The following is a 19,199-nucleotide window of genomic DNA, read 5'->3' on the forward strand; positions in this document are numbered from 1 at the left end:
CAACCTCAGCGTGTGGAAAAACACGCCCAACCTCAGTGACACACTGATGTGTCGTACACATTCTTAGTGCGATTAGTATCAGGAAAACGACCGGCGGAAAGCCGGCCAATCTGGTTAGGGAGATCACCATGACCGATGAGATCAAAGACAAGAACGAGCAGTCGCCGATTATTGACGCTGCAACCGGCGGCCCGCTCAGCAAGAGCCGTCGTCGCTTTTTGGCGCATAGCGGCATGTACACCGCCGGCCTCGTCGGCAGTGCCCTGCTCGGTGCCTGCAGCGACGACAAGAACGTAGCGCTTGCGCAGGACGACAACGACAGCATGAATGGCGGGATGGACGGGCTGGACCCGAACAACCCGAATGTCATCGTTTTGCCGGACGGTTCGCCTAGCGATGCCGGCGTATTGCAGTTCGCGTTGAACCTCGAGTATCTCGAAGCCGAATACTACCTGCGCGCCGTCACCGGTAACGGCTTGATGGAAGACGATATTGGCGGTGGATCCGAGGACCCGGGCATGGTCACCGGCGGCCGCATGGTCGATTTCTCCGGCGAGCCCCTGATCGGGCGTTATGCCGCCGAGATCGCTTCCGACGAGCTGGATCACGTTCAGTTCCTGCGAAGCGGCCTGGGTGACGGTGGTGTCATCTCGCGTCCGCAGATCAACTTCACGGATGCCTTCAACGCTGCCGCACAGGCCGCCGGGCTGAACAGCTTCGATCCGTTCGCCAGCCCGATCAACTTCCTGATCGGCGCGTTCATCTTCGAAGATGTCGGCGTGAGCGCATACAAGGGCGGCGCCCAGTTCATTCGCAACCGCGACTTCCTGACGGCTGCTGCCGGCATCCTCTCCGTCGAGGGTTATCACGCTGGCCTCGTGCGCACCATCCTGACCGCGCGCATGGACGAACAAGTCGGTGATACCGGTCTCAACATCGGCCAGATCGTCAACGCGATCTCCGATGCACGTGACGACCTGGATGGCCCGGACGATATCGATCAGGGTATTGGCGACGACAACACCTCGGTGTCCATCTACGGTTCTAGTATCCGGTCGACCAATATCGTGCCGGTCGACGACAACGGCATTACCTACAGCCGCACGCCGGGTCAGGTCCATAACATCGTCTACCTGACGCCGGAAGCTGCCGAAATGGGCGGTTTCTTCCCGCAAGGCACGCGTATTCCGGCAAACCCCGGGCTCTCGACAAGCAGCGACTCGGGCAGCGGTGACATGGACGACGCAAGCGATATGGATGCGGGAGACGATTCCGACTCCATGATGATGGACGAGATGGAAACCGATAACGGTTAAGTCTCCCTTGACACTCTATTGAGTTGTCGTAGAGCCCCGAGCATTGCTCGGGGCTTTTTTGTTTCCTACAACGAGGCCGCATCGTCGCTCGTTCCATTACAAGACGCACGACTGCCGCTCCGTTTCGCAGCTCGGCTTACAATCTCGTCATGCTTTCCATAAAGACCGCGAACGCGTCTACGAAGCCGACCACGCTCCGGCGGGTCGCTATAACCGTGGGAGTCGTTATCGCGAGCGCCGTGGGCTGGCGACTAGCCATCTTCGACCCAACGATGATGTGGGGCGGCGACAACGCCATGTATATGATGCTGGCGCGCAATCTGCTCGAAGGCCACGCTTACGCGGATACCGGCTATGTGCAAAGCGCACTGGCTTATCTGGCACCGGCGAGTTACCCGCCGGGCTTTCCCATCGCGCTTGTGCCGGCGCTGGCGATGTTCGGGCTGAATATCACGGTCATCAAGCTTTACATGATCGGCTTGTATGGCGTGGCCGTCGTCATGTGCGCCTGGCTTGCCGCCACTCGCCTGCCCGCGGACCGAACGACCTCGTGCTGGGTGATCGTCGGCGTAGCGGCGCTCGTCGCGTGGAACCCACGGTTTGCGGGCTGGGCGACGTTGATCTTGTCTGAAAGCGTCTTCGTGATCGTTACCTACGGGGCATTGATTGCTTGCGACCACGCTTATCTGCGCCTGGATTCGCACCGCTCTTGCAACGCCTTATTCACCCTGGCCGGCGGCCTGATTCTGGCCAGCTTGGCCACGCGGGTGTTCGGGCTTGCCTTGATTCTCGCTGTCTGGGGCTATGAGCTGGTTCGCTATCGCCGACCGACCCGGTTCGGCGTGATGCTTTTCGTAATTGCCGGGCTGGCCGGCGCCGTACTGCTGGGACCGCGGTTACTTGGCACCAGCACAGGCGAGACGAGCTATCTCACCCTGGTATTTCAGGATCTGTTTGCCCACCTGAACGAACTGCCTGTGACCGTGTCGGAAAACCTTGGTCACTACGGGCGATTGCTGCGGCATTACTGGCTGATCGTTCCCGGCTCGGCGACCAATCAGCTAGTGGCAGCCCAGTGGATTGCCTGGCTTTCATTGCCCGTGGTGGCGATTGGACTGTGGAATCGTTGGCGTTCGAGCCCGAGCGTGATTGAAATCTTCGCCCTGGTTTACCTGGCCAGTCTATTGCCTTGGCACAGCTATGGATCGCGCTATTTGATTCCGTTGATGGCTCTGTATGTCGTGTATCTCACCGCAGGGCTCTTGCGCATCGAGCGAGTACTGTCCGCGCCACGACACGCCGTATTATGGCTGGCCTGTTGCTTGGCAATTTTCGGCTACGGCCTGACGTATCGCGCAACCGCTGATTTCGATCACCGTATTGCACCCGCGGCCCCCAACGGCCCGAACGCAACGGCCATGTATCGCTACATCAAACAGACCACGCCAAAAGATACCCGTATTCTCGTGCGCGATCCGCGCACCCTGGCCTTGTTCACGCGCCGAGGCGCATTGACCTATACCGACAACGCCAACGATCAGAGCTTGCCCGGATTTACCCGTGTGGTGTCTTATGCGCGGGAAATGGGCGTGGACTACGTGCTGGCTACGCCCTCGGACCCGGGGTTTGCACTACTTCGATGGGTCAATCTCTATCCGAACGCGTTTTCTTTCATTTACGCCGAAGGCCCGTTTCGGCTCTACCGGCTGCGCAAGGCGAACTGAGGCCGTTTGAGACCGCACGCAATTGGGCTATACTTTTTCGCGTCTTCAGGGCGGGGCGTAATTCCCCACCGGTGGTATGGCCGTCAAGGCCGAGCCCACGAGCGCTTTTGCATCCTTGCAAAAGGTCAGCAGATCTGGTGAAAGGCCAGAGCCGACGGTTACAGTCCGGATGAAAGAAGACGCGAGAAGGCGAGACCGCGCGGCTCATGCACGCTCGTTTTCACGCTGTGCCCTGAAACGTTGACTCAACAATCGAGGACGTTTCATGTCGGATCATCCGCATCACGATTTTTCTGATTTCCCGCGTATCGCTGCGGCGGTGGCGGCTTATCGTACCGGCCAGCCGGTACTGCTGCTCGACGACTCGGACCGCGAAAACGAAGCCGATATCGTCGCGGCAGCCGAAAACCTCTCGCTGGACACCATGGTCAAGATGATCCGCGATGGCTCGGGTATCGTCTGTGTCTGTTTTCTGCCCGACGATGTCGATGCGCTGGGCCTGCGCCAGATGGTCGAGAACAATCAGAGCAAGAACCACACCGGCTTTACCGTGAGCATCGAGGCCGCCACGGGCGTGACCACGGGCGTGTCCGCTGCCGATCGACTGGTCACGATCGAGTCGGCGATGGGCGCGCTGGACGGCACGGCGGAGATCGTCAGCCCCGGGCATATCTTCCCGCTCCGCGCGAGCCGCAACGGCGTGCTGGATCGACGCGGTCATACCGAAGGTTCGATCGATATCGCGCGTCTGGCCGGGATGCGCCCGGCTGCCGTGTTGTGCGAGTTGATGAATCCCGACGGCACGATGGCCGGCAACGCCGCCATTCAGGCGTACGCCCAACGCCATGGCATGCCGGTGCTCACCATCGACGAACTGGCACGCTATCGCATGACGCTGACACCGGCATGAGTCGTGTCGCCGATGCACCGCGCGTGACGTATCTTGCGGGCCCCGTTATCATCGCGTGATGACGAAAGCAGCCCCCGATGCCGACGACAACGAAGCGATCGTCCATCCCGAGTTCTCTATCGACGAGCTCGCGCGCAAGACGGGTTCGACCGTACGCAATATCCGCGCCTATCAGGATCGAGGCCTGTTGCCACCGCCCGAACGACGCGGGCGCAAGGGGATCTACAACGATGCCCATCTGTCGCGCCTGCGTATCATCAATCGGCTGTTGGAGCGCGGTTATACGCTTTCCAATATCGGCGAGCTGATCGAGTCGTGGGAGCGCGGTAACGATATCGGCTCGCTGCTGGGCCTGGAAACGGCCGTGGCCAGCCCCTGGTCGGACGAACTGCCCGACTACGTGACCATGCCGCAGCTGCTCAAGATGTTTCGCGGCAACTTCTCTCGGCGGGCTTTGTCCAAGGCCATCGAGCTGGATGTGCTGCGCCCGGAAGGCATGCGTTTCCGCGTGCCCAGCCCGCGCATGCTCCGGGCCGGTGCCGAGCTCGTCGGCGCCGGTATTCCGCTGGAAGACATGCTCGACGTGGTCTCGCACCTGCGCGCTAACGTTGAGCAGGCCTCGGATGCGATGGTGCGGCTGGTCGCGCGTCATGTCTTTGATCAATACGGCGAAGGCCAGCTGCCGCCAAGCAATGAGCTGCCCGAACTGGCAGATCTGGTCTGGCGGCTTCGCCCGCTGGTCGAGATGGCTGTGCTGCCCGAGGTGGCCCGCGCGATGTCCAAGGCTGCCGATCAGCACCTGGGTGATCGCCTGGCCATGATCATGGAACATCTCCACGACGACCCCGAGCGCGTCTAGGCTACGACGGTACTGTCCTCGGTAAACCGGGGACGTCCCCCTACCCCACAGAAAGCTCATATCGGCCGGAATACGCAGCCGATGCAGTCGACTTGCGGGCACTCATTATATGTGACACCGTTCAGTGTAAATATTACACCGATTCAAGTGATGTCGAGCCGTGCCACGTCTTTGATGCATGCCGAGCGTTGCCCGGATGCAATGATCAATAGCGATGACGTGCGTCTGGCGGTTTATCACGAGGGCAACCGCCACGGACCGACGCTCGTGTTCGTTCACGGTTATCCCGACACCGCACAAGTCTGGGATCGCTTGGTCGCCGAGCTGGGCGTCGATTATCACTGTGTTCGCTACGACGTTCGTGGCGCGGGCCGCTCGGACACGCCCACACGCACGAGCGCCTACCGGCTGTCGTGTCTCGAGGGTGATCTGGCGGCGGTGATCGGCTGGGCCTGCCCGAATGGCGAGCGCGTGCACCTCATCGGCCACGACTGGGGCTCGATACAAAGTTGGGAGGCCGCCACCGACCCGGCCATGCGCGACCGGCTGGCCAGCTACACCAGCATATCCGGCCCGTGTCTGGATCATATCGGCCAGAACCTGCGCGCGCAGTGGCGCGATAACCGGCGTGCACTGGCCCGACAGGCCCGGCGCTCCTGGTATATCGCTTTTTTCCAGATACCCGGCTTGGCCGAGTTCGGCTGGTCACGTCTCATGGCGCCGCGCTGGCCGGCCACGCTGGCCCGTCTGGAAGGCCAGGCCCTGCCGGTTGCCGCCACCTGGGCCGAAGACGGCCGGGCCGGTATCCGTTTGTATCGAGCCAATATGTGGCCTCGCCTGGCGCATCCGCGTGAACGGTTCGCGGTCGTACCAGTGCATCTGATCGTGGCCCGGCGTGATCCGTTCGTCGGTCAGGGCCTGGCACGGCGCGCCCTCGACTGGGCCGACTCGATCACCGTGACCGAGCTGGATGCCCGGCACTGGGTCATCGAGACCCACGCACCTGCCGTGGCCGAGCGAATACGCCAGCACATCACCGCCCTCGAAGCTCCTGACACGCAACGCCGGCGCACGCCGCACGAGACGGCCTCATGAGGTCGTCGCTACTCACCTGGCAGAAGACACGCGGTCATCGTGCTGTCTATTGCACCCGCACCGGAGATCGATCATGACGACGACCCAAGACCCCGGCAGTTCTCACGCCTCGCCCCCACACAGTGAAACGTTGCAGGTCATGCCCGAGCGGCGCGACCTGCATTTTCTGCCACCGGCTGATCGCATCAGCGACTGGCACGTGGCCGGACCCAACGTGACCCAGTTCATGAACGCGCTATCGCTGCTGTTTCCGGCCGGCGAGCGCATGTTCATCGATGCGGTACGCGCCTATCGCGACGAGATTCCCGATCCGGACCTGAAGAAGGCCGCCACCGCTTTCATCGGTCAGGAGGCCATGCACTCGCGCGAGCATATCGAATACAACGAACTGATGGCCGAGGCCGGCCTGCCGGCGCACAAGCTGGATGCCTTTGCCTGGGGCCTGCTGGATATCATCAAGAACAATACGCCCAGATCCACGCCGCTGGCCGCCACGATCGCGCTCGAGCATTACACCGCCCTCATGGGCGACATGCTGTTGCGCCATCCCGAACAGCTGGCCGGCTCACAGGTCGATTACGAGCGCATGTGGCGCTGGCATGCGCTGGAGGAAGTCGAACACAAGGCCGTGGCCTACGACGTCTACGAAAAATGCATCGGCCGCGGTCCGCGTAACTGGCTCGAGCGCAGCGGTGCCATGATCGCGGCCACGGGTCTGTTCTGGCCCATCGTCGTGTCGTTCTATTGGCAGATGAGCCGGGCCGACCCGGCATGCCGGGCCGAGGGCTGGCGCGGCCATCTCAAGGTGCTGGACTTCACCATCGGCCGCCAAGGCTATATCCGGCGGCTGGTGCCGGAGTTTCTGAGCTACTTCAAATACAGCTTTCATCCCTGGCAACAGAACAACGCCCATCTATTGGCCGAGCTGGACGCGCTCGTGGACGATGCCGAGGCCGCTTACGCGACCCATCATTGAGACGCGTGAGATATTAATCCGTTGACCGGGCACGGCCTCGTTCGTGCCCGGCCGGCTCGACCATCGAAAACGCCATCGCCCGGTAGAGCGCCAATGCAGAGTTGACCACGGCATCGATGGTTTCGCGATAGCCGTTGAGGTTCCAGTACATTGCGATATGAATGGTCGAGCCCACCAGCCCCATCGACAATAACCGCGGTGTCGTGCCTTGCGCGCTCACCACCGACTGATCGAACAGGCGCGCGGTGAGATCTTCGGTGAGCTGGGCGAATTTCAGGGTGGTCGCACGATAGGTGCGATCGATACCCGCACTGATGCCAAATATCTCGATCAGCACGATACGGGCCACTCGGGGGCGCGCCATGTGGGTGAAATAGACCCGCAGCGCGGCCTCCGACATCGCCTCGGCCTCGGCCGGCGCCTGTTCGACGGCATCGCGCATCTCGGTCTCGATTGCGCCAACCAGCGTCTTGTACACCGTGGCGAACAAGGCTTCGCTGTTGGTGAACGACTCATAGAAGTAACGTTCGGTCAGCCCGGCCTGGCGACAGATCGCTTTGACGGTCGCCCCGCGAAACCCGTGATCACCAAATATGACCACCCCGGCCTCGATCAAGGCCTCGCGCCGTTGCGCGCGACGCTCGCCGAGCGTACGACCGGCGTAGTCACGCCCGCCGGCTTGCCGGGCATCAGAAGACATATCGCTCATAGCCCTATTCTGACATGAAACATTGTCAAACCAATCTGACAACGGGTATTGTCAGAATTACTCGATTAGCCAACCGCGCTTCAGGGCGCTAAGACAATGAACAATCTCAAAGAACGCGTCGTGGTCATCACCGGCGCGGGGTCCGGCATCGGCGCCTCCCTGGCCCGGCAGGCCGCCGAACAAGGCGCGCGCCTGGCGCTGTGTGATGTCAACGACGCCGGGCTGGTTGATACAAAAACCGCCTGTGGCAATGCCGATGTCCTGACGGAACACGTGGACGTATCCGACCGCGCCGCCATGAACGCGTTTCGTGATCACGTCATCGAGCGTTTCGGCCAGGTTGACTTGGTGATCAACAACGCCGGCGTGGCGCATATGCAGATGCTGGCCGATGCCTCCTACGAGGATTTCGAGTGGATCATGGGCATCAATTTCTGGGGCGTGGTATATGGCACCAAAGCGTTCCTGGCCGATCTCGCCGAGCGCCCCGAGGCCGCGCTGGTCAATGTCTCGAGCGTATTCGGCCTGGTTTCCGTGCCCTCACAAGGCACGTACAACGCCTCGAAGTTCGCCGTTCGCGGCTTTACCGAAGCGCTACGCATCGAAATGGCGAGTTCCAGCGTGCATGTCATGTGCGTGCATCCGGGCGGCATCAAGACAGCCATCGCCCACTCGGCGCGCTTTTATACCGATCATCGCGGGCACCGGAACCAAGAAAAACTGGCCGACAACTTTAAGAACAAGATGGCCCGCACCACGCCGGACGACGCGGCAAGAAAGATCTATAGCGATCTGGCCAAGAACAAAGGCCGTTGCCTGATCGGAACCGATGCCAAGCTCATCTCGCTGATTTCTCGCTTGATGCCGGTCAATTATTGGCGGGTGCTTGGCAAGCTGACTTGAGCAGCGCCTGTGAATAGGCCCCGCAGCCGGGCCGCCGCCCGGCCGCGAAGGCTCGCCTGATATCAGACTTCAGCCCGGCCGTATATCGCTTTCGGCGAACGCCGCGATCAACCGCTCCGGCGCCTCGACGTTGCCCGGCAACGAGAACGCCGTCGATAGCCGGGCCCAGGGCCGGGCGCTGGCCGTGAATATCTCGGCGATCGGGCGCACCCAGTCACGCGCATCCAGCGACGAGGACCGCAGGATGAGCGTGTCCGGCGTGTTGTCCTTGGCCGTGTACAGCCAAGTGCCGCAGGCCCGGCAGCTGTATTGCCGACTGATCACCCCCGAATCCGCGGTCTTGGCGTATTCGGCCAGATCACAGTCGGCCCAGACCACGCCCTTGGCCGGCAACAACATGCCGATCGCGAACGCGCTCGCCGAAAGCTGCTGACAATCGGTGCAGTGACAGGCGAATATGAACTTCGGTGCTTCGTCCACGCGATAACGCGCCAACCCACAGTGACAACCGCCTGCCCAGGGCAGGCCAAACGCATCAGCCGGTTCCATCGTGTTGTCTCTCTATGCTGCTTTCCATTTGATCGAACAGCCCTGGCTGGGCACCTGGGCCTCTTCGGGAATCGGATCCCCCTCGAGCACGGCATCCAGCGAGGCCCGCAGATCGGCACCGGTCACCGGCTCGCCGTTCTTCGGGCGCGAGCCATCGAACTGGCCACGATAGGCACAGCGGCCCTTGGCATCAAACAAGAAGAAATCCGGCGTGCAGACCGCGTTGTAGGCCTTGGCGACGTCCTGGCTTTCATCGTAGAGATAGGGAAAGATGAAATTGCTGGCCTCGGCGAACTCGGCCATCGCCTCCGGCCCGTCTTCCGGGCGCTCGGAGACATCGTTGGATGAAATAGCCACGAAGCCGATGCCCTTCGGGTCGTACTCGGCGGCCACGCCGGCGATCTCGCGGGCGATATGGATGACGTAGGGACAATGGTTACAGATGAACATCACCAACGTGCCGTTCTCGCCGGCCACATCGGCAAACGTCTTGGTCTTGCCGGACACGGTATCGGGCAAGGAGAAATCGGGTGCGGCCGTGCCGAGCGGCATCATGGCGGAGTCTTTCAAAGACATACGAGTCTGATAATCGTTGAGACAGTTACTCAGTTTATCGGGCTAAGGCCGCCGCGCCCAACTACGCGCGACTCAGCAGGCATGCTGGCCGAGCCAGCGGCGGCCACCATCATGTGATCAGGCACGCGCCATAGGTTTGAAGCCCGGGCCGCCCTGACAGGCATGGATCCGGTGCGCCAGTGAACGACACATGGCACCGCCACAACATAGGCCGACAGATCGAGTCGGTCAGGCGTAGAAACGCCGCTGGCGCGGTGCGCGCGCTGCGGCCATCGTCTGGAGTACCGGCGCCGGGGTGAAGCGCGGGCCGTGAAGATCGGCGAGCATCGTCAAGGTCTTGACGACGTAATCGATCCCCATCCGGTCGACGTAACGAAACGGCCCGCCGGTGAACGGCAGGAAACCCAGCCCCAGCACCGCGCCGATATCGCCTTGCAAGGGGTCGGCGATGACGCCCTCGGTCAAACAGTGCGCCGCCTCGTTGACAAAGGCCATCGTCGCGCGATCAACGATATCCTGGGCACCGGGATAAGCCCCGCCCGTCTGCTGGCTTGGCGCCAACAGGCTCGCCAAGCCCGCGTTGACCGGGCGTTGGCCGCGTTTCTTGGCACCTTCGTAGTCGTAAAAGCCGGCACCGCTCTTGCGCCCGAGAAAACCGGCCTCGATCAAGGCCGCCGAGGTGGCGGGCACGGCCATTCGCGGGCCGAAGGCTGCCTCCAGGATTGGGCCGACCTTTATGCCGACATCCACGCCGATCTCATCCAGCAGGGTGAGCGGGCCGACCGGAAAGCCGGCCTGGGTCAACGCATCGTCGATCGCGCGCACGCCGGCGCCTTCATCGAGAAGTCGGGCGGCTTCGTTCAGATACGGCGACAACACACGTGTGGTGTAAAAGCCCGGTGCGTCCCGCACCACGATCACGGTCTTGCCCTGAGCCCGGCCGAGGGCCACAGCCGTCGCCAGGGTCTTGCGCGAGGTCTGTTCGGTGGCAATGATCTCCAGCAGCGGCATCTTTTCCACCGGCGAGAAGTAATGCATGCCCACCACGTTCTCGGGGCGTGCCGCGCGGGCGGCGATATCGCGGATCGGCAACGACGACGTGTTCGAGGCGAATACCTGATCGCTCTGTCCGGCTTCATCAGCCGCGGCCTCGCAGGCGGCGAGCATCTGTTGCTTGAGCGCCAAATCCTCGTACACAGCCTCGATGATCAGGTCACAGCCGCCAAGATCAGCGTCGCGGTGCGTGGTCGTCAGCCGTGCCAGGCGCGCATCGCGTCGCTCGCCAGCAAGTCCGCCGCGATCGACCCGCCTGGCCAGCCCCGCCTCGATATGAGCGCGCCCGCGTGCCAGGCCTGCCTCGTCCACGTCCTTGAGCTGTACCGCGGCCGCGGTACGATCCAGCGAGACCGAGGCGATGCCGGCCCCCATCAACCCGGCCCCCAGCACGCCCAGGCGCGCCACGGGATGCGGCTTGGCGTTGCCTGTCTTGAAGTTCGCTTTCTTGAGCGTTTGCCTAGCGTGATGGATATGCCGCAGGGCATGCGATACCTCGCCGGTCACCAGCTCACCAAAGGCCTTGGCCTCGGCCATCAACCCCGCGTTCGTGCCGCGCTGATAGCCGATCTCCACCACATCGATGATCCGATCGATGGCCGGATAATGACCGCCCGATCGGGCTCGGCTGCGGGTGCGTGCCTGAGCAAAAAGGAGGTGGCGGCCCGGCGCGTTGTCCTCGAGCGCCAACCGGGCCATCCCCGCGCGGCCGTGGGATACGCGGGTCTGCAACGTCCGGCGCCACGAGCCGTGTTTCAGCAGATCGCGCTTGGCTTGTCGTCGTGCCCGGGCGATGGCCGTATCCAGCAGCTCGTCGGCCGGCACGTGCGCATCGATCAGGCCTATCGTGCGTGCCTGAACCGGCGACAGCGTGCGTCCGGTCAGCATCAGATCCAGACTGTCGCCAATCCCCACCAGACGCGGCAGGCGCTGGGTGCCACCGGCGATCGGCACGAGCCCCAGCTTTACCTCGGGCATGGCAAACCGCGTGGCCGGCGTGTCGGCGGCTACGCGTGCGTCGCACACCAGCGCCAGCTCCAGGCCGCCGCCCATACAACCGCCATCGATCGCGGCTACCACCGGAATCTTGAGCGTGGCCAAGCCCGCAAGACCGGCCTGTAAACCTCTGACCCGTTGCTCGGCAGCGAGCGCTTCGGTAAAGCCATCGAACAAGGCGGTATCGACACCGGCCAGAAAAGAGCCCGACTTGTTTGAGGCGAGTACCAGACCACGAATATCGCGATCGGCACGAACCTGGGCGATGCGCTCGACCAGTGCCTCGGCCAGCGCCGTTGTCATCACGTTCTGACGACGATCGCCCAGACCAAAGCGCAACACGGCAATACCGCCGGTGTGGTGCTCAAGCGTCGTCAGGGCCTGCGATTCGGCGGCGTCAAAAGCCGTGGCATCGTTCATGGGACACTCGCATCATCAAAGCTTGAAACCTTCGACGCCAGCGTGCCCAAGCACCAAGCGATCGTCTAAAGAGTCGTCTCGGAATCGATCGCGCCCTAACCCTGTGCGCCAATAACAGGCGTGGCTCGTATCTTCGCGGCCATGAGAGCAACCTGTAATCATATGTACGCTTTGGCTCGAAGACATCGATCTTCTCCCGCCCGATAGAACTATCTTTAACATCAGACGATGTCAATATTTGGCGAAAATCAAAAAATAAATGTAATTGAAATTACACAATGGGAATCATGACTGAGACTCGCCCGACACCGCCGGACACACCCGCCCTACGCCGTGCCAGCAGCCGCGGTGCCTGCGAACGCATCGAGGCCGCCGCGCTCGAGTTGTTCGCCGAGCGCCCGGCCGAGCAGGTGCGTTTGAACGAGATTGCGGCCGCTGCCGGCGCTTCCTTGGCCACGATCTATCGTCATTACGGCGATAAGCAGGCCTTGCTCGAGGTATGTGTTCTCAAATGGGCCGATACGCTGGCCAATCGGATGCTCGACCACTTGCAGGCCGTGCATACCTATCGCGACCGGCTGCACAAGACGTTCTGGGTGGTGCTCGATTTCTTCGAGACCTACCCCGAAGTGGCGGCCATGTTGCTCAGCTCGATCTGTCCGCGGGCCACGGGCCGGGATACCACCGACACACAGAAGCGCCTGACACGACTATTGACCGGCGTGCTGGCTGACGGTCAGGCCGCCGGGCTGCTGAACCAGCGCGTGAGCGAGTCGGTGTTGCTGGATTACTTCTACGGTGTGCTGGCCCGTCTCGTGCAGATGCAGCCACTGCGTCACGGTGAGCAGCGGCTGACCGCCCAACACGAAGAGCTTTTCGGCATGCTCTGGCGGTCACTGGCCGAGCCGGATCGCGAGGCGTAACGAAAATCGGTGTAGAAGCCGAAACGAAGATACCGTATAGTCCATCCGCATATCCGGATGGAGAGATATCTGAAATGAGCCGTACCCTGTTTACTTCCGAATCGGTGACCGGTGGCCATCCCGACAAACTGTCGGACCAGGTCTCGGACGCCATTCTCGACGCTTATCTCGAGCAGGACCCGACTGCCAAAGTGGCCTGCGAAACAGCCTGCAAGACCGGCTTCGCCATGGTCTTCGGTGAGATCAAGACCGATCCGAACAAAAGCGTGAATATCCCGGTCGAGCAGATCGTGCGCGATACGATCCGCAAGATCGGCTACACCAGTTCGGACATGGGCTTCGATGCCGACACCTGTGCCGTGATGAACGTGCTGGGCGAGCAGTCCAAGGACATCAATCAGGGCGTGGAGCGTACGGCCCCGGAAGAACAGGGCGCCGGCGACCAGGGTCTGATGTTCGGCTATGCCTGCGACGAGACCGACGTGCTCATGCCGGCACCGATCACGTATGCGCATCGCCTGGTGCGCAAGCAGTCCGAGCTGCTGGCCGACGGCACGCTCGACTGGCTGCGCCCGGATGCCAAGTCGCAGGTGACCTTCGAATACGAGAACGGCAAGCCCAGCGCGATCAACGCCGTGGTGCTGTCGACCCAGCACAACCCCGAGATCTCGCAGGCGGATCTCAAAGAAGCCGTGCACGAGCACATCATCAAGCCGGTGATCGGCGACATGCTCACCGACAACCCGACCGTGCACATCAACCCCACCGGTAACTTCGTCACCGGCGGCCCGTTGGGTGATGCCGGGCTGACCGGGCGCAAGATCATCGTCGACACCTATGGCGGCATGGCGCGTCACGGCGGCGGTGCGTTCTCGGGCAAGGACCCGTCCAAGGTCGATCGGTCGGCGGCCTATGCCGCGCGTTACGTGGCCAAGAACGTCGTCGCCGCCGGGCTGGCCAGCAAGTGCGAGGTCGCCCTGTCCTACGCCATCGGTGTCGCCGAGCCGACCTCGATCTGGGTCGAGACCTTCGGCACCGGCAAGATCGACGACGAAAAGATGACTGATCTCATCCGCTCGCACTTCGATCTGCGGCCCTACGGCATCCTCACGATGCTGGACCTGCAGCGCCCGATCTACGCCCCCACCGCAGCCTATGGCCATTTCGGCCGTGAGGATCTGAACCTGCCCTGGGAGCGTACCGACAAGGCCGCCGCGCTGGCTGACGACGCCGGCATTCAGGCCGCTTAAACAGCTTCCGACGCGAATCGTTCGCGTGCGCCGGCCGGCGTCTGACACCGGCCGGCTCTTTTTCCGCTTTCAACGACAGGAAGTCGACACATGAGTGCACCTGCCGAGAAGATGACCGAAGATTACAAGATTGCCGATATCAGCCTGGCCCCCTGGGGCCGGCGCGAGATGGACATCGCCGAAACCGAGATGCCCGGCCTGGTCGCCGTGCGCGAGGAATTCGGCGCGGAACAGCCGCTCAAGGGCTGCCGGATCGCCGGTGCTCTGCACATGACCATCCAGACCGCCGTGCTGATCGAGAGCCTGCAGGCGCTCGGTGCAGATATCCGCTGGGCCTCCTGCAACGTGTTCTCCACGCAGGATCACGCCGCCGCGGCCATCGCCGAGCGCGGTATTCCGGTATTCGCCTTCAAGGGCGAGTCCGCCGAGGAATATTGGCAATACATCCACGCGATCATGGACTGGTCCGATGGCGGCCTGCCCAACATGATTCTGGATGACGGCGGCGATGCCACGACGCTGGCCACCTTCGGCCCCAAGGCCACCGATGATCCGTCGCTGCTGGACAACCCGGGCTCGGACGAAGAAGCCGCGCTATTCAAGGTGATGAAGCAGCGCCTGGCCGAACAGCCGAACTTCTACAAGGATCTGCAGAAGGCCATCAAGGGTGTAACCGAGGAAACCACCACCGGCGTGCATCGTCTGTATCACCTGGCCAAGACCGATGGCTTGACCTTCCCGGCGATCAACGTCAACGACTCGGTCACCAAGTCCAAGTTCGACAACCTCTACGGCTGTCGCGAGTCGCTGGTCGACGGCATCAAGCGCGCCACCGACGTGATGATCGCCGGCAAGGTGGCCATCGTGTGTGGCTACGGCGATGTCGGCAAGGGCAGCGTGGATTCGCTGCGCGGTCTGGGTGCGACGGTCTGCGTGACCGAAATCGACCCGATCAACGCCCTGCAGGCTGCCATGGAAGGCCTGCGCGTGGTCGACCTGGAAGACCCGGGCGTGGTCGAGCAGGCCGATATCTTCGTCACTGCCACCGGCAACTATCACGTGATCAACCACGATCACTTGAAGCGCATGCGCAACGAGGCGATCGTCTGCAATATCGGGCATTTCGATAACGAGATCGATGTCGCCTCGATGCGCAACTACGAGTGGGAAGAGATCAAGCCGCAGGTCGATCACATCACCTTCCCCGACGGCAAGAAGATCATTCTGCTGGCCGAAGGCCGGCTGGTGAATCTGGGCTGTGCCACCGGGCATCCCAGCTATGTCATGTCGAACTCGTTCACTAACCAGGTGCTGGCCCAGATCGAGCTCTGGAAGAACGGGGACAAGTACGACAACGATGTCTACGTGCTGCCCAAGCATCTCGACGAAAAGGTTGCCGCGATGCATCTGGCCCGGGTCAACGCCAAGCTGACCCGCATGACGCCCGCGCAGGCCGAGTATCTCGGCGTGTCGGTCGACGGCCCGTACAAACCCGAGCACTATCGCTACTAAGCGATCGAGTCGCTCGACATCGAGCCCGGCCCGCGGCCCGCGTGGGCCGGGTTTTTTATGCCGATCCACAACGCGCGAGTCCTGTCGCGCACGACCAAGGAGACCCCATGCGCGAGGATGTCTCACACAACGATTTCTCGATCGAGCTGTTTCCGCCCAAGGGGCCCAAGGGCGCCGCCCGCCTGGAAGACGCCCTGGCCGAGCTCGGCGCGCTGAATCCGGCCTTCTTTTCGGTGACGTTCGGCGCGGGCGGCACCACCCGCTCGGGCACCCTGGACACGGTCAAGACCGCCATGCGCGTGACCGGCCGCCCGGCAGCACCGCATCTGTCGTGTATCGAGGGCACACAAGCCTCTATCGGCGAACTGCTCGATAACTACAAGACAGCCGGGGTCGAGCGGATCGTCGCCCTCCGGGGTGACCTGCCCGAGGGCATGGACAAGCCCGGCGTATTCAACTACGCCAACGAGCTGGTCGCCTTCATCAAGGATCGCCACGGCGATGATTTCCATCTGGAGGTCGGCGCCTACCCGGAATTTCATCCAACGGCCCCCTCGCCCGAGGCGGATATCGACAACTTCATCGGCAAGATACGCGCCGGTGCCGATTCGGCGATCACGCAGTATTTCTATAACGCCGATGCCTACTTCAACTTCGTGGACGAGGTCAGCGCCCGCGGCGTGGACGTGCCGATCGTGCCCGGCATCATGCCGATCACCGATTTTGACCAGGTCTCGCGCTTCTCGGCGATGTGCGGGGCCGATATCCCGCGCTGGGTGCGCCAGAAGATGGAAGGCTACGGCGACGACAAGGCATCGGTCCGAGCCTTCGGCCGCGAGCTGGTCTACAACCTCTGCGAGCAGCTTCTCGCCGGCGGCGCGCCGGGGCTGCATTTCTACGCGCTCAACAAGAGCCAACCCACCGCCACGCTCTGGCAGGACCTGAAGCTGCCGACCGGCGAAAGCGATGCGGCCTAGCTGGGATACGGCCTGGCCAGAACGACAAAACCCGGCGTTTGCCGGGTTTTGATCGTCGCCGTCACGACGCGCCTCAGTCCTCGTTGAGCATATCGCGCAGCGAATCGTTATGGCGGGCGATCAGGTCGGCATAGACTCGTCGATCCTCGTCGCTCCATTTAACGAACGCCTGGCCGATACGCTCCAGGCGACGCTCTCGCACCTCGGCGGCCGCATCACGTCCGGCTTCGGTGATGGTCACGAAACCGCCTCGACGATCATCGGGGTTATCGTGTTTGTCGACCAGTCCGGCGCTTTTCATCGCCGCGACCTGACGGGTGACCGTCGAGGCATCCAGATTGACCTGCTCGGCCAGCGCACCCACCGACTGGCGATCGTTACGCTCCAGCAGGATCAACAACAGATAGTGCGCCCGCTCCAACCCGTAATGGAACCGACGCCGTGCGGCTTCCAGCCGACGCACCAGGAAGGCCATTTCATACTCGAGCGACTCCACCGACGCGCAATTGGTCGGTAAATGGTTTCCAAGGCTCGGGTCTTGTTGCTCACTGCGACGCTGCATCGGTTCGCACTTCCGGGTTGAGATGGAATAACATTATGTACGTAGTATACCGGAGTGCCGTAGTGCGGTGGTGATCGCGCGGGCGCTGCCGTATACATCTATCGTATGACGGCGCTATCGTCGGCAATAACGCCTGCCGATGCCGGCGGCAAGACGCGCCCGGCCGCCACCACACGCATCGACGCCGGTCGACCATGCCTGCCCCGCGGCCCGGCAAGCGTTTAGGATAGTCGCGTAATTCTCGACGGATGAATCACGATGCGGGGCGTATTTCTGGATGCCGGGTCGGTTGGCGACGATCTTGACTGGCAAGCACTAAGTGCAGCGGCCGACGAGTGGCAGACCCACCACAACACGCAGGCCGACGAGATCGCCCCGCGGATCGCCGATGCCGATATCGTGGTGACCAACAAGGTCGTGCTTGATCGGGCGACGATCGAAGCGGCCGACCGGCTCAAGCTCATCTGTGTGGCTGCCACCGGCGTCAACAATATCGACTTGGACGCAGCGGCCGCCCGCGATATCCCGGTGATCAACGTGACCGGCTATGCCACACCGGCGGTCTCCCAGCACGTGCTGGCCGTCATGCTGGGCTTTGCCACGCGCTGGGCCGATTATCATCGTGACGTGATGGGTGGCGCCTGGCAGCGCGCCGAGTTCTTCTGTCGCCTGGATCATCCGATCGAGGAGCTGGCCAACAAGACGCTGGTGATCGTTGGCCACGGCGAACTCGGCGAGGCCGTGGCCAAACGCGCTGCGGCCTTCGATATGCAGATCGTGATCGCCGAGCGCCCGGGCGCGACCGAAGTGCGCCCCGGCCGCGTGGCCTTTGACGAGGCCCTGCCCCAGGCCGACTACATGAGCCTGCATTGCCCGCTAACCGAGGCCACGCATCATCTGATCGACGCCGACGCGTTGTCTCGCATGAAAACCGGCGCGTATCTGATCAACACCGCGCGCGGGCCGATCATCGACAGCCACGCCCTGATCAATGCGCTACGCGCCGGCGAGATCGCCGGGGCGGCCGTGGACGTGCTGGATAACGAGCCACCGCGCGACGGCCACCCGTTGATCGATGCCGATCTGGCCAACCTGATCATCACCCCGCACACCGCCTGGGGCTCGCGCGCGGCCCGCCAGCGCATGCTCGACGGCGTGGCCGCCAATATCCGGGCGTTTATCGCCGGCGACGACAGCGGGCGTGTGAATTAGGGGCTGCCCTAACGCTTCGACCAGATCAGCAGACGATTATCCTGGGGCATGACGTCACAGGCCGCCGGCACCAGCCCGGCGGCTTCTGCCAGCGCGTCGAGCGCCTGGCGCGTGCGCAGCCCCATGGCCGGGTCACGGGCCTGCAGCGCGGCGTCAAAGCGTTGATTACCGGCACCGGGCGTCTCCTGTGTATCGAAAAACGGGCCGTAGAGGCACAGACAGCCGCCGGCCATGAGTGCCGGGGCGCCGCGCTCGAACAATGCCCGCACGGCGGCCATGGGCATGATGTGGGCGACGTTGGCACCAAAGATCATCGTGAATCGCCCGGCCGGCCATGCTTGACGCACGTCGAGCGTGATCGGCGTGGGCTGGGCCGTGATCGGCTCGCGCGCCAGGCTGTCACAAAGCGCGGCCAGGCCCGCGGGCGCTTCGCTCATCTGCCAGGCGATGTCCGGGCGTTGTGCGATGACATAGCGGGCATGAACGGCCTGGCCGCTGCCGATTTCCAGCACGCGCGCGTCGGACGAGAGCCAGGGCGCAAGCGCTTGGTATATCGGCGCGCGGTTGCGTGCCGCGGCACTGTTATCGCCAATCTGTGAGGACATGCTTGGGACTTTTCTGGTTGCAACGCGCTTGATTGTGACCAACGATCAACGCCCGTGTCGCGCTGTTGGCCA

The 19,199-nt window shown here is 62.7% G+C and carries 18 protein-coding genes and 1 riboswitch; of the genes, 12 read left to right on the top strand and 6 right to left on the bottom strand.

From position 1 onward, the window contains the following. Positions 1 to 128 precede the first annotated feature (128 nt). The 6 genes from SAJA_RS01515 (at position 129) to SAJA_RS01540 (ending at position 6,880) form a co-directional block, all read left to right on the top strand. Positions 129 to 1,316, top strand: a complete 1,188-nt coding sequence (locus SAJA_RS01515; RefSeq protein ID WP_123656898.1) for a ferritin-like domain-containing protein — start codon at positions 129 to 131, stop codon at positions 1,314 to 1,316. A 239-nt stretch (positions 1,317 to 1,555) separates the two neighbouring features. Continuing rightward, entirely contained in the window at positions 1,556 to 3,040 is a 1,485-nt protein-coding gene (locus tag SAJA_RS01520) for a hypothetical protein (protein ID WP_123656899.1), read from the top strand. A gap of 37 nt (positions 3,041 to 3,077) precedes the next feature. After that, positions 3,078 to 3,225, top strand: a riboswitch (FMN riboswitch). An 80-nt stretch (positions 3,226 to 3,305) separates the two neighbouring features. After that, the gene (ribB, locus tag SAJA_RS01525) at positions 3,306 to 3,950 is read left to right on the top strand and encodes a 3,4-dihydroxy-2-butanone-4-phosphate synthase (protein WP_123656900.1); all 645 of its coding nucleotides are present in this window, start codon (positions 3,306 to 3,308) and stop codon (positions 3,948 to 3,950) included. 58 nt (positions 3,951 to 4,008) lie between these two features. Next, complete coding sequence (locus tag SAJA_RS01530; RefSeq protein ID WP_123656901.1) at positions 4,009 to 4,809, top strand: MerR family transcriptional regulator; 801 nt, start codon at positions 4,009 to 4,011, stop codon at positions 4,807 to 4,809. A gap of 150 nt (positions 4,810 to 4,959) precedes the next feature. Then, a complete protein-coding gene (locus tag SAJA_RS01535; RefSeq protein WP_184999698.1) occupies positions 4,960 to 5,904 on the top strand; it encodes an alpha/beta fold hydrolase in 945 nt (314 codons plus the stop codon). A gap of 73 nt (positions 5,905 to 5,977) precedes the next feature. Further along, on the top strand, positions 5,978 to 6,880 hold the full coding sequence (locus SAJA_RS01540) for a metal-dependent hydrolase (protein ID WP_123656903.1): 903 nt from the start codon (positions 5,978 to 5,980) through the stop codon (positions 6,878 to 6,880). Positions 6,881 to 6,893: 13 nt separating this feature from the next. Here the strand turns inward: SAJA_RS01540 and SAJA_RS01545 are convergent, their stop codons facing one another. After that, positions 6,894 to 7,589: a TetR/AcrR family transcriptional regulator gene (locus SAJA_RS01545; protein WP_123656904.1), complete on the bottom strand. Its 696-nt coding sequence runs from the start codon at positions 7,587 to 7,589 to the stop codon at positions 6,894 to 6,896. 96 nt (positions 7,590 to 7,685) lie between these two features. Between SAJA_RS01545 and SAJA_RS01550 the strand changes: the two genes are divergently transcribed. Next, complete coding sequence (locus SAJA_RS01550; protein ID WP_123656905.1) at positions 7,686 to 8,492, top strand: SDR family NAD(P)-dependent oxidoreductase; 807 nt, start codon at positions 7,686 to 7,688, stop codon at positions 8,490 to 8,492. Positions 8,493 to 8,561: 69 nt separating this feature from the next. On the opposite strand, the gene SAJA_RS01555 is transcribed toward SAJA_RS01550, so the two are convergent. The 3 genes from SAJA_RS01555 to SAJA_RS01565 all read right to left on the bottom strand — a co-directional run bounded on the left by SAJA_RS01555 (position 8,562) and on the right by SAJA_RS01565 (position 12,086). Then, positions 8,562 to 9,041 carry a GFA family protein gene (locus SAJA_RS01555; protein ID WP_123656906.1) on the bottom strand — a complete coding sequence of 160 codons (480 nt, stop codon included), beginning with the start codon at positions 9,039 to 9,041 and terminating at the stop codon, positions 8,562 to 8,564. A gap of 12 nt (positions 9,042 to 9,053) precedes the next feature. After that, positions 9,054 to 9,617 (bottom strand): thioredoxin family protein, encoded by a 564-nt coding sequence (locus SAJA_RS01560; protein ID WP_123656907.1) that lies wholly within the window; start codon positions 9,615 to 9,617, stop codon positions 9,054 to 9,056. Between the two features lie 228 nt (positions 9,618 to 9,845). Continuing rightward, complete coding sequence (locus SAJA_RS01565) at positions 9,846 to 12,086, bottom strand: 3-hydroxyacyl-CoA dehydrogenase NAD-binding domain-containing protein (RefSeq protein ID WP_123656908.1); 2,241 nt, start codon at positions 12,084 to 12,086, stop codon at positions 9,846 to 9,848. A 287-nt stretch (positions 12,087 to 12,373) separates the two neighbouring features. Here SAJA_RS01565 and SAJA_RS01570 point away from each other — a divergent pair, with 287 nt between their 5' ends. The 4 genes from SAJA_RS01570 to metF all read left to right on the top strand — a co-directional run bounded on the left by SAJA_RS01570 (position 12,374) and on the right by metF (position 16,748). Further along, on the top strand, positions 12,374 to 13,009 hold the full coding sequence (locus tag SAJA_RS01570) for a TetR/AcrR family transcriptional regulator (RefSeq protein ID WP_123656909.1): 636 nt from the start codon (positions 12,374 to 12,376) through the stop codon (positions 13,007 to 13,009). Positions 13,010 to 13,083: 74 nt separating this feature from the next. Further along, the gene (gene metK, locus SAJA_RS01575) at positions 13,084 to 14,259 is read left to right on the top strand and encodes a methionine adenosyltransferase (RefSeq protein WP_123656910.1); all 1,176 of its coding nucleotides are present in this window, start codon (positions 13,084 to 13,086) and stop codon (positions 14,257 to 14,259) included. Between the two features lie 90 nt (positions 14,260 to 14,349). Next, positions 14,350 to 15,771, top strand: coding sequence for an adenosylhomocysteinase (ahcY, locus tag SAJA_RS01580; protein WP_184999699.1), 1,422 nt, complete (start codon positions 14,350 to 14,352; stop codon positions 15,769 to 15,771). A 107-nt stretch (positions 15,772 to 15,878) separates the two neighbouring features. Further along, positions 15,879 to 16,748 (top strand): methylenetetrahydrofolate reductase [NAD(P)H], encoded by an 870-nt coding sequence (gene metF, locus SAJA_RS01585; protein WP_123656911.1) that lies wholly within the window; start codon positions 15,879 to 15,881, stop codon positions 16,746 to 16,748. Between the two features lie 73 nt (positions 16,749 to 16,821). Here the strand turns inward: metF and SAJA_RS01590 are convergent, their stop codons facing one another. Beyond that, positions 16,822 to 17,244 (bottom strand): MarR family winged helix-turn-helix transcriptional regulator, encoded by a 423-nt coding sequence (locus SAJA_RS01590; protein ID WP_184999700.1) that lies wholly within the window; start codon positions 17,242 to 17,244, stop codon positions 16,822 to 16,824. Between the two features lie 324 nt (positions 17,245 to 17,568). Between SAJA_RS01590 and SAJA_RS01595 the strand changes: the two genes are divergently transcribed. Continuing rightward, complete coding sequence (locus SAJA_RS01595) at positions 17,569 to 18,522, top strand: D-2-hydroxyacid dehydrogenase (protein WP_123656913.1); 954 nt, start codon at positions 17,569 to 17,571, stop codon at positions 18,520 to 18,522. A gap of 8 nt (positions 18,523 to 18,530) precedes the next feature. Here the strand turns inward: SAJA_RS01595 and SAJA_RS01600 are convergent, their stop codons facing one another. Continuing rightward, the gene (locus tag SAJA_RS01600; RefSeq protein WP_123656914.1) at positions 18,531 to 19,127 is read right to left on the bottom strand and encodes a DUF938 domain-containing protein; all 597 of its coding nucleotides are present in this window, start codon (positions 19,125 to 19,127) and stop codon (positions 18,531 to 18,533) included. Positions 19,128 to 19,199: the final 72 nt, after the last annotated feature.

The organism is Salinisphaera japonica YTM-1, assembly GCF_003788585.1.
In the GTDB taxonomy this organism is placed as follows: Bacteria; Pseudomonadota; Gammaproteobacteria; order Nevskiales; family Salinisphaeraceae; genus Salinisphaera; species Salinisphaera japonica.